The sequence below is a fragment of the Bacteroidales bacterium genome (genome assembly GCA_018334875.1).
Classification (GTDB): Bacteria; Bacteroidota; Bacteroidia; order Bacteroidales; family UBA12077; genus JAGXLC01.
Genome location: JAGXLC010000132.1, coordinates 1 through 10,136, shown reverse-complemented (window position 1 = coordinate 10,136; position 10,136 = coordinate 1). Strand labels below are relative to the sequence as shown.

Annotated in this window: 8 protein-coding genes; 3 read left to right on the top strand and 5 right to left on the bottom strand. The window is 43.7% G+C overall.

Annotated features, from left to right (window positions below; all coding sequences use genetic code 11):
• Both KGY70_11425 and KGY70_11420 read right to left on the bottom strand, forming a co-directional pair.
• A partial coding sequence (locus KGY70_11425) for a DUF2891 family protein (protein MBS3775790.1) occupies positions 1-436 on the bottom strand: 436 nt, incomplete at its 3' end.
• 191 nt (positions 437-627) lie between these two features.
• On the bottom strand, positions 628-1,602 hold the full coding sequence (locus KGY70_11420; GenBank protein MBS3775789.1) for an aminoglycoside phosphotransferase family protein: 975 nt from the start codon (positions 1,600-1,602) through the stop codon (positions 628-630).
• A gap of 147 nt (positions 1,603-1,749) precedes the next feature.
• Between KGY70_11420 and KGY70_11415 the strand changes: the two genes are divergently transcribed.
• On the top strand, positions 1,750-2,325 hold the full coding sequence (locus tag KGY70_11415) for a DUF996 domain-containing protein (protein MBS3775788.1): 576 nt from the start codon (positions 1,750-1,752) through the stop codon (positions 2,323-2,325).
• Between the two features lie 94 nt (positions 2,326-2,419).
• Here KGY70_11415 and KGY70_11410 read toward each other — a convergent pair whose 3' ends face one another.
• From KGY70_11410 to KGY70_11400, 3 genes are all read right to left on the bottom strand, one after another.
• The gene (locus KGY70_11410) at positions 2,420-4,666 is read right to left on the bottom strand and encodes a helix-turn-helix domain-containing protein (GenBank protein ID MBS3775787.1); all 2,247 of its coding nucleotides are present in this window, start codon (positions 4,664-4,666) and stop codon (positions 2,420-2,422) included.
• A 106-nt stretch (positions 4,667-4,772) separates the two neighbouring features.
• Positions 4,773-6,170, bottom strand: coding sequence for an RtcB family protein (locus KGY70_11405; GenBank protein ID MBS3775786.1), 1,398 nt, complete (start codon positions 6,168-6,170; stop codon positions 4,773-4,775).
• 256 nt (positions 6,171-6,426) lie between these two features.
• Positions 6,427-6,894, bottom strand: a complete 468-nt coding sequence (locus tag KGY70_11400; protein ID MBS3775785.1) for a hypothetical protein — start codon at positions 6,892-6,894, stop codon at positions 6,427-6,429.
• Positions 6,895-7,332: 438 nt separating this feature from the next.
• On the opposite strand from KGY70_11400, the gene KGY70_11395 reads away from it, so the two are divergent.
• On the top strand, positions 7,333-8,970 hold the full coding sequence (locus tag KGY70_11395) for a C69 family dipeptidase (GenBank protein MBS3775784.1): 1,638 nt from the start codon (positions 7,333-7,335) through the stop codon (positions 8,968-8,970).
• A 129-nt stretch (positions 8,971-9,099) separates the two neighbouring features.
• Positions 9,100-10,128: a low specificity L-threonine aldolase gene (locus KGY70_11390; GenBank protein MBS3775783.1), complete on the top strand. Its 1,029-nt coding sequence runs from the start codon at positions 9,100-9,102 to the stop codon at positions 10,126-10,128.
• Positions 10,129-10,136: the final 8 nt, after the last annotated feature.

Below are 10,136 nucleotides of genomic sequence, written 5' to 3'. Positions count from 1 at the left end.
TGTGTTCTTTCGTGATGTTCTCCCGAAGCTTTAACCGGATCGTGTCAGCCTTCTCCAGCCCGGGATATTCCTTCAACAGTTTTACCAATGACCAGTGGCCGTGAACAGAGGAATGCCAGTCAAAACATCCGTAAAATGCGGGGTGCTGTTTATGGGGTTCTTTAAGGTATTCTTCACCACCCAGCACGTGTCCCGGCTTGTTGGGGTATTCGTTTTGCATGCAGGCAAGGGGCAGTTCGGCGAGCTTATTGGCCTGTTCCAGCGTCAGCCGGACGGGTTCCGGGGGTTGTTTTTCCTGTTGGCCGCAGGAAAAGAGAAACATCAATCCGGATAGTAAGAATATCCACTTGTATTTCAAGCCGGAAAATTTTGCTGTTTTCCAGGAAGTTTTTGTTGTTTCTTCGTTTTTGTATGAGACCGGGTTATTGCTTTTCATGCTGGTGGCAATTTGAAATTATAAGTCAAACTTTTTTCTAATGATCAAGTAAAGTCATGCTTTGGTATAGTTTTATAGATATTAATTTCCTTTGATGGTTCGCTTAAGCATTCCTGCGAATACAACCGAATGACAACCGAATGACTCTCATTTTTTTCTGCAACCTTCTGCCTGCCTGTTAAACCATCGATTCACACGAGAATATCTCCCGAGCGCTTAAACTGTTTCATAATTTCCATCGATTCCCGTGCATAGCGCCTGGCGCCCTCCGGATCGTTGCGGCGTTCGCTCAGAGCAATGATGATGTATTTCTGATGTTCATAAAGGAGGTAAAACATTCGTCGGATGTTGGCATCGCCCGTGTGGGTATCGATTTTTTCCCCATAACCTTCCCAGAAGGGTGGTCGGGTAACACCGCAATATTCGGCAATGGCCAGGTCCCATTCGATATCGCCCCAGCAGGCGCGGTCAAAGTCGATGAGCCCGGTTACATTTCCGTCTTCATCTACCAGCAGATTGGTCACCCACAGGTCGCCGTGGCAGAGGCGGGAAGTTTGGCAGTGATTGAACACTTCCAGGTTGTCTTCAAGAAGCTGGTAGGCCATATCATAGGTTTCCTCGTCGTAGATACCCTGCTTTTTGATATCGTCCAGCATTTTACAGTACATGATGCGGAAAGCTTCCTTCCAGGAATCCTGGGGTTCCATAGGATGATGAGCCCCCACGTAGCCAAAACGGTTATCGGGTTCACTGACTGAATGAATCTCCCGGACATATTCGCCCCATTCTTTAAATGCCCTGATAAAGGCTTTGTTTGAAAGGGAAGTTTCGCTCAGAGGCTTTCCCGACAGCTTGTTCATGATCAGATAATCCCTGTCAATAAGGGTCCGGCTGAAATCGTAAGCAATAATACGAGGTACAGGAACGGTGGTCTCGTTAAGCAGCCTTGCATGGATTTCCGGCTCCTGGCGCATCATTCTGTATTCATAAAACAGTTGAAGCAAGGTATCCGAAGGGGCTATCCGCATGATGTATTCGCCCTCCTTCTCATCCTGAATGTAGAAGGTTTCGGAAAATCTTCCCGCGCCGAAGGGTTTGATTTCCCAAGGATTAGATTCGCACTGTGCTTTAAATAGCTTTCCTGCTTCTGTTTTCGATGTTGCCATAGACATGAAAATTAAAATAGATTGTATCCAATTAAAGGACGAAAATATATTAACTTTTTTGGCTAAAAGCAACCGAAATGATTTGCATTCATTGAATATTATTACTAACTTGCATACCAATTAACGATAACCAAAAATACAAACATTATGAAAAGCCAAGCTATTACTTTAGGACGTGTAGGTATTTTGTTACCTGTTGCGGCAATTATCCCGCTTATCGGTTTTCTGGCCGGATTAGCTGCCTTAGTACTTTTATTGATCTCACATTACTATTTTTCAAAAGTTTATGAAAAGCCTGATGTTTTTAATAATGCGCTCACCGGCACCATCATTTATGTAGGAGCCAACCTGATTGGGGGTATTATTATTGCTATTGCTGTTGGAGCAACGGCTGTTTCATTATCCTTGCAGGACCCTGAAACACTTAACATTCCTGAAATAACAAGTTTGATATTTGGAAGCGGAGCAACCATTGCGGGAGCTCTTATCATGCTTGCGGGATCAATCGTTGGGTTCTATTTTGTCTATAAAGCTTTATCAGTTCTTGCCGGACAAACCGGCGTGAAACTTTTCAAGACGGCAGGTCTGCTATATTTTATAGGCGCCATCGCGCTCGTTATTTTCTTTGTGGGCTCATTGGTCATTTTTGCCGGGTGGATCATTCATATCATCGCCTATTTTTCTATGCCCTATGAAAATGAACCCATAGCAGCCCAAACCTGACGGTGATTGTTCAGTTGGAAGTATCCCTGGCATAAGGGATGCAAAGTAAAATAGCAGAATCAAAGGGCAAACCGGTATATGAGAAGGTTTGCCCTTATTGTTCTTTCTGCTCCAGGTTAAAGCGGTGATGTGCGACAGCAAACTTTAGGTCGCTGTAGGTGTATTCGTCGCCAAGTTTCGCTTTGATATCGTTTAATTTGGTGGAATTCAGATGTTGAGCTACATAAATGATCTTCTCCAGCTTATCCTGGTTTACAAATTGCTCCGCCGGCAAAGTTCCTTCTCTGACCCAGTGCGCCATGTGTCCTTCAATGGTGGAAACGGCCAGCGACCTTTCTGCTGCAATCTCTTCAATGGTTTTGCCTTTCTGAAACATCTGCAGGCTAATTTCTTTGGTAGGTGTTTTATTCTTGCCTGAGCCTTTGTTTTGTTTTGGCTTTTCAGGCCTGGCGGGTGCCTTCTCTTTTTCTTTAAATGCCTTTGTTTGGAGGTTTTCCCGGGTAAGTTCCTTATTCCCGATGACCGCATCAAGCAGCGCCTCAGATTTCTGTATGGATTGAATCTGGCTGTTAAATGAATGTTCCAGATCGCGGAGTTCCCTGATGTATTGTTTGACTCCCGTTTCATTAGACAGGGAGCTGATGTGTTGCCTGATCTTATGGGTGAATGGTTTCAGTCGGGTTTCAAAGTATTCTTTGGCAGCCTTCACCCGTTCCTGAAGATTATTGAGCCATTGAGGATCCCCGGAATTAGTCATTCTTTTTAGCTGGTTCTGAAATTTGTTGCCAACATTTTCAACCTCCTGAAAATCTTTTTGGAGCTGAACAGCCCAATTTTTATATTTTTGTTTGGCCGATTGCTTTTCATCTTTATAATAGCTGTTGATATGCTGACGGATTTCTTCATTCAGGGGATGAAAATTAAAAGCTTCTGAAATATAATTACAAATATATTTTGGCAATTCATTGTGGTATTCCTTTTCAAGTGTTTCCGGTGAAAGTTTGTTTTTAGAAAAATGCTTCAGCGCTTCATCCGGTTCCAGCATGTTGTAGGGAAGTGGGGCATTGAGTACGAGCCCCTTCAGGGAAACCAGGCGCGAGAGGGCTACGTATATCTGGCCGGGAGCAAAAGCTTCGGAGACATCAATAATGGCTTTTTCAAAAGTCAGTCCCTGGCTTTTGTGCACAGTTATGGCCCAGGCCAGTTTGATGGGAAAATGGGTAAAGGACCCCTTCATGTTTTCTTCAATTTCATTGGTGTTTTTGTTCAGGGAGTATCGTTTGTTTTCCCATGTATAAGGTTCCACTTCGGTTGGGGGTGTCCCGTCGTCAAAGCTTACTTCAATTTCTTCTTCCGACAGTGCCGTTACGGTACCGATCTTGCCGTTAAAGTAGCGTTTCTCCCCGGAATAATCATTCTTTATGAACATGACCTGGGCACCCTTTTTCAGTTCGAGCGTATAGTCAACAGGGTAGAGGTGCTTGCCGAAATCTCCCTCAACTTTGGCTGTAAACTGAAACGATTTCCCCGGAAGATTCTTCAAAGCCCTTCGGTTGATCGCATCCGCCTTTTTATTGTGTGTGGTGAGGAAGATATAGCCTTCGTCGGATTTGGGTTTAAAGGAGGGTTTGTAATGACTGTTCAGTATATCCAGATCTTTGCTGGTTACGGTATTATCCCGGAAGTGGTTCAGGATTTCTATAAATTGTTGGTCGGTCTGCCGGAATATTTTTTCCAGCTCAATATACAACGGACGGGCTTCCTGCAATGCCCTTGCCTCAAAAAAGAAACCGGTGGTATAGTAATATTCCAGATACTTTTTTTCTTCCTGCTTGATAACAGGAGGTAACTGAAGCAAGTCGCCAATAAATACCATCTGAACCCCTCCGAAGGGCATGCCATTCCTTTTGCGAACATACCGCAGCACCGTGTCAATAGCGTCCAGTATATCCGCCCGAAGCATGCTCACCTCATCGATGATCAGCACTTCCATTTCATTGATCAGCTTGCGTTTATGACTGTTCATGCGGAGGGATTTCTTTAAGGACTGGGGTGTACTGATTTGTGTATTGATAATTTCATCACCGATGGGTTGAGAGGAGGGAAGAAAACTGCCAAAAGGTAGCTGAAACAGCGAATGCAGGGTAACACCTCCTGCATTTATGGCTGCAATACCTGTTGGAGCAGCCACCATCACCTTTTTATGGGTGTTTCGAACAATTTTTTTCAGGAAAGTGGTTTTGCCTGTGCCCGCCTTTCCGGTAAGAAATATGTTGCGGTCGGTGCTGTTTACAAACTTAGATGCCAACTCAAAGGGAGATGCCTGGGTGTTTTGGTCCATAAGTCCAGTATTTCTTTGACAAATCTATTAATATATTTGAATAAAAGATATTTCCCTTTTCCAGATTTTTCAACTGCACACTGCATACTGCATACTGCATACTGCATTATTCCATCCTTACAATCTTCGGTTTAAATTCTGCCAGTATATCTACCATATCCTCCTGCAGTTGCATTACTTCATTGATATCTTTATAAGCCAGGGGAGATTCGTCGAGTCCTCCACCAATCAGCACTACGCCTTTTTCATTGAGCATTTCCTGCAGTTCCTTTGCCTGAAATTGTTTTTTGGCCTGACTACGCGACATAACCCTTCCTGCACCGTGAGCAGCGGAATTGAGCGCTTCTGCATTGCCTTTGCCCCGCACGATATAACCGGGAGAAGCCATAGATCCGGGAATAATACCTAATACGTCCTTGTGAGCCGGTGTGGCCCCTTTTCTGTGAATGATCCCGGCTTGCCCGGAAGGAAGATTTTCCCTCCAGGCAAAGTTATGGTGGTTTTCCAGCATGGCCAGGGGTTTATTTCCGAGCGCTTCTGAGAGTTTTTCATGAATTACATGGTGGTTGGCTGCTGAATAATCTCCGGCCCAGTTCATGGCCTTCCAGTATTCAATTCCTTCTTCTCTTGACAAATCCAGCCAGGCCAGAGCCCTTGCTCCTTTAGGCAGATCGCATTTATCCATGGCTATTTTTGTATAATACCGTGCTATCTCAGCTCCCGGTCCCCGGGAACCGGAATGGGAAAGAATGGTAAAGTAATTTCCGGGTTGCAGGTCTTTCTCAGGAATATATTCCTTGAGCTCCAACAGGCCGATATCCACGAAATGATTGCCATGTCCCGAACTTCCCAATTGGTCATGAGCTTTCTTTTTCAATGTTTTTAAAAAACCGATTTCATTAAGTTCCGGTCGCTCCAATATGGGATGGTTTTTGGGTTCTTTAAATTCGGCCCTTCCAAAGCGGGTCTTTTCTGTAAGCAGGCTTTTCAATCGCGTCTGGTTTTTGGTGATCTGGTCCACATCCAGATCATAAATGGACATGCACATTCTGCATCCAATATCCATGCCCACCCCATATGGGATCACTTCATTTTTGGTCGCCAGCACACCCCCAATGGGCAGGCCATACCCCTGATGAGCATCCGGCATCAACGCACCCTGAAGAGAGATGGGCAATTGCATGGCAGTAGCCATTTGGTCCAGGGCTCCTTTTTCTATCCTTTCCGCTCCGTATATTTTATAGGGCTTTTTGTTATCCAGGCTGATTGAAATTTTCTTTTGCGACTGCGTTTTTTCGACAAGCACCTCCGCTATTTTTCCCAAATGCGGATGATTAATAAATTTGTTGGGGTTTTTGTGCACCTTTTTTAAGATATCGAGGGCTTCTGCCTTGTTGTTATGTTTGTAATATTTGAGCATTACGTTTTTTGCTATGCTCATGGCACGGTCGTCGGCAAAACCGATGCGCTGCAGATCTTTCCCCCGCAAGTTTAGTTTGGTCATGGCTTACTGATATCAAGATATTTATGTATAATTATAACGATTGATTGATTGATTGGTTGATTGGTTGATTGATTGGTCTACTCAGTGACTCAACCCCATCACTACCGTCTTCCCGTTTTCTCCTTTTCTCCTCTTCTCCTCTTCTCCTCTTCTCGTCTTCACTTATATCAGGAACGCAAATTAAATCTCTGCTGCACTTTGCCGGAGGTTTTGCCAACTGCGGTTTGCTCCCGCAGAAGGCGGGACCAACTTCTTCTCAGAATACATCTTTTATTTCAAATGTATTGTTGTTGAACTGGAAGGTATCGCCTTTCTGCAGACCTTCCATGGCTTTGTATATGGGAACATCTTTAGAGATCACGAAGTAAGTGTCTCCATCGACTTCCACTTTACCCAGACCCAATGCAATGAATATTTTTTGTTTGTTTGTAATGACAACGGCTCCAAACTCCACTTTATCTTCCAGTTCGTCGAAAGATACTTTTTTCAATATGTGAATGTCATCTACTGCCTTTTGAAGTTGTTCGGCATATATATCCCGCTCTCGCAACAGTTCAGCGCGCGAACCGTCAAAAACATCGTGTTCCTGTTCGGCTTCATTGGCGTCAATCTGTATTTCATTCATGGTTTTTCTGGCGGTTTCAGCATTGTTCTCCAGAATTTCAAGACATCTGTTGTAGATATTCCTTTTCAGCTCCATTTTGTCCTTTTTACTGTTATCCATACAATTGCTTCGTTTTGTTTTACAATTATCTCATCCCAGATAGCGTGTCAATCATTCTGACAATATATATAAATTTTTTTGGATTGAAACGTCCATAAAAAAAATAATTTATCATATACGGGAGAAAATGATTGTTTATTATAATAAATATAACATAATCAATAAATTCAATATAAAATAGATGTGTGAAACCCGCATCCAGGAACCTTCACAACAAGAACATGAGTAACATGCGGGTTCCATGGTAATACGAGCAGAGTTTCTGAATTTGGCATATAAATCAATTTAAAATTCAGTTTTTTAATAAAATGTTACGCTAATGAAAGTAATATGAAATTCCCGTTTATTAAACCATATTTTTAATGGTTTTAAACAATTTTATAACAATGGAGTTGTGATCAATTTTATTATTTTGGGGCCTTAAAATTATGAAAAGCTATGAAACGAAAAATTATTCAATTACCGGTATTATTGGTTATTTCATTGTTTATAAATCCGAATTACGGATTTTCGCAATCGAAAGCCGATTGGGTAGGCGGCTTTCCGGAGGGCTGCACCAGTATAACGGCAGGAAAAGATGCGACGGCTGACGGATCTGTTATTACATCCCACACAGATGACAGTCATCGCACCCGTTCCTGGATGAATATTAAACCTCCCGGGGATCATGAATCCGATGCTACAGTTCCCATGTATAAAAGGGTAAATGATTCCTCCCAGGCCATGCCTGCCTATAAGCATGAGCAGATAGGAGAGATCCCACAGGTAGATCAGACCCATGGTTATCTGAATACGGCTTATCCAAGTATGAACGAGCATCAGTTAGCCATTGGCGAATCCACATTCGGAGGAAGGGATGAGCTTCAATCCGACGAGGGTTTGATTGACTGCCAGCGTCTGTGTCAGCTTATGCTCGAGCGTGCCACCACGGCGCGGGAAGCCATAAAACTGGCCGGCAGGCTGACTCAAAAATATGGGTGGAATGATTATGGCGAATGCCTTACCATTGCTGATGAAGAGGAGGTCTGGCATTTTGAGGTCGTCGGTCCCGGCAAAGGAAAAGTTGGTTCTATCTGGGCTGCCCGGCGCGTACCCGACGACCACATTTCAGTGAATGCCAATGCTTCAAGGATAAGACAGATCAATGCCGACGATCCCGGAAATTTTATGGCCTCAGATAATGTTTTTGAAGTAGCCAAAGAAAAAGGATGGTGGGATAAAGAGGAAGGACCCTTTGAATTCTGTTATGCTTATGCGCCGGAAAGCCGTAAATCCATAGCTGCCCGGAGAAGAGAGTGGAGGGTTTTCGATCTGCTTGCTCCATCACTTGATCTGAGTCCCACATCTGAAAATTATCCCTTTTCTGTCAAACCCGATGAAAAGGTGGCACTCATCGATCTGGTAAATGTATTTAAGGACTATTATCAGGGTACCCCCTATGATATGCGGCGGAATATTACCTGGGAAAATGAAGAAGGGAAGCAGGAAATTTCACCGCTGGCCAATCCTTTTATGCCCTATGACCAGTTGGCTATTGATGATGTGAGCGGGAGCTGGTATCAGGTTGATGAAGAAACCGGAGACATCAGATTTCTTGGTGAACGAACCATCGCCAGATGGTATACCATGTATGGCACCATCATTCAATGCCGGAGCTGGCTGCCTGACGAAATAGGAGGAGTAGTATGGCTGGCTCAGGATAACATTGCCTCATCAATTTATATCCCGGTTTATGCCGGAACAACAAAACTGCCAGAATCTTACAGCACTCCGGGAAGAACCGATGGCTACACCCGGGAGTCTGCATGGTGGGCATTCAACAGGCTTGGCACACTGGCTGCCCAAAGGTGGGGTGACATGCATAAGGATATAGATACAGTATGGAATCCCTGGCAGAAGGAGCTTTTTAACCGGCAATCGGAAATTGATAAGAAAGCCCTGAATATGTATGAAGAGAATCCTGAAAAGGCAAAAACAATTCTTACAAACCATACCAACAAGTGGGGAAATAAAGTTGTGGAAAAAGCCTGGAATCTGGGTGATAAACTTTGGACCAAATACGATGAACAGTTTTAAGCGGGATTAAATCTGAATTTATTCATAAAATCTTAATTTTGTCCGGGCGGGATTTTTCCTTCCCGGACTTTTTTATTCGGGAGTATTGGGATATCGATACATCCGGAAAATCTAATTAAAAAAATATATATGAGAGGATTTGCGAGCGATAACAATTCCGGTGTACATCATGAGATCTTCATTGCACTGCAGGAAGCCAATAGGGGACATGTCCTTGCCTATGGTGATGATCAATATACCCGCGAGGCCAGTGACAAGTTCAGAGAATATTTTGGCGAAGATACAGGAACTTATTTTGTTTTTTTAGGGACGGCAGCTAATGTATTGGGCTTGGGGGCCTTCGCCCGTTCGTATCATTCGGTGATTTGTGCTGAAACTGCCCACATCCATGAAGATGAATGCGGAGCCCCTGAAAAATTCAACGGCATCAAACTTTTACCGGTTGAGACCGAAGATGGAAAACTGAGTATCGAAAAGATCAGGAAACACATAAAAGGCATTGGCTTTGAACATCATTCTCAACCCAGGTTTATCTCTATCACTCAGGCCACTGAGCTTGGTACTATCTATTCACAAAATGAAATAAAGGCACTTGCCGAGTTTGCACATGAAAACAATATGTATCTTCATATGGATGGTGCCCGTATCGCAAATGCTGCAGTTACCCTGGATAAAGGGTTCAAAGAATTTACCCGGGATGCCGGTGTTGATGTGCTCTCTTTCGGCGGTACCAAGAATGGCATGATGTATGGCGAAGCCATCCTTTTTTTTAATAATATCGTTGAAGAGGAATTTAAATACATCCGCAAACAAGGCATGCAGCTTGCCAGTAAGATGCGTTTTATCTCCGCCCAGTTTCTGAGATACCTTTCCAATAATCTGTGGTATGAAAACGCCAGACATTCCAATGAAATGGCCCGGCTTCTAGCCAGGGAAGCCTCAAAAATAGAAGGAATCGAGATAACACAGAAGGTGGAAGCCAACGGGGTTTTTGCCAAAGTTCCCCCTGAAATCATTCCTGAGCTGCAAAAGGAATTTCTGTTTTATGTCTGGGATCATAATCATTCGGTAGTACGTTTGATGACCTCCTTTGATACCTCAGAGCGGGATATCTTTGATTTCGTTGAGCTGATGAGGAAGCTGATGGATGAAGGTTAAGGTTAAGG

What these genes read in the sequence shown, in the direction of transcription:
- KGY70_11420 (MBS3775789.1), bottom strand. Translation starts at nt 1,602, where the DNA reads ATGGCAACATCGAAAACAGAAGCAGGAAAGCTATTTAAAGCACAGTGC.
- KGY70_11415 (MBS3775788.1), top strand. Translation starts at nt 1,750, where the DNA reads ATGAAAAGCCAAGCTATTACTTTAGGACGTGTAGGTATTTTGTTACCT.
- KGY70_11410 (MBS3775787.1), bottom strand. Translation starts at nt 4,666, where the DNA reads ATGGACCAAAACACCCAGGCATCTCCCTTTGAGTTGGCATCTAAGTTT.
- KGY70_11405 (MBS3775786.1), bottom strand. Translation starts at nt 6,170, where the DNA reads ATGACCAAACTAAACTTGCGGGGGAAAGATCTGCAGCGCATCGGTTTT.
- KGY70_11400 (MBS3775785.1), bottom strand. Translation starts at nt 6,894, where the DNA reads ATGGATAACAGTAAAAAGGACAAAATGGAGCTGAAAAGGAATATCTAC.
- KGY70_11395 (MBS3775784.1), top strand. Translation starts at nt 7,333, where the DNA reads ATGAAACGAAAAATTATTCAATTACCGGTATTATTGGTTATTTCATTG.
- KGY70_11390 (MBS3775783.1), top strand. Translation starts at nt 9,100, where the DNA reads ATGAGAGGATTTGCGAGCGATAACAATTCCGGTGTACATCATGAGATC.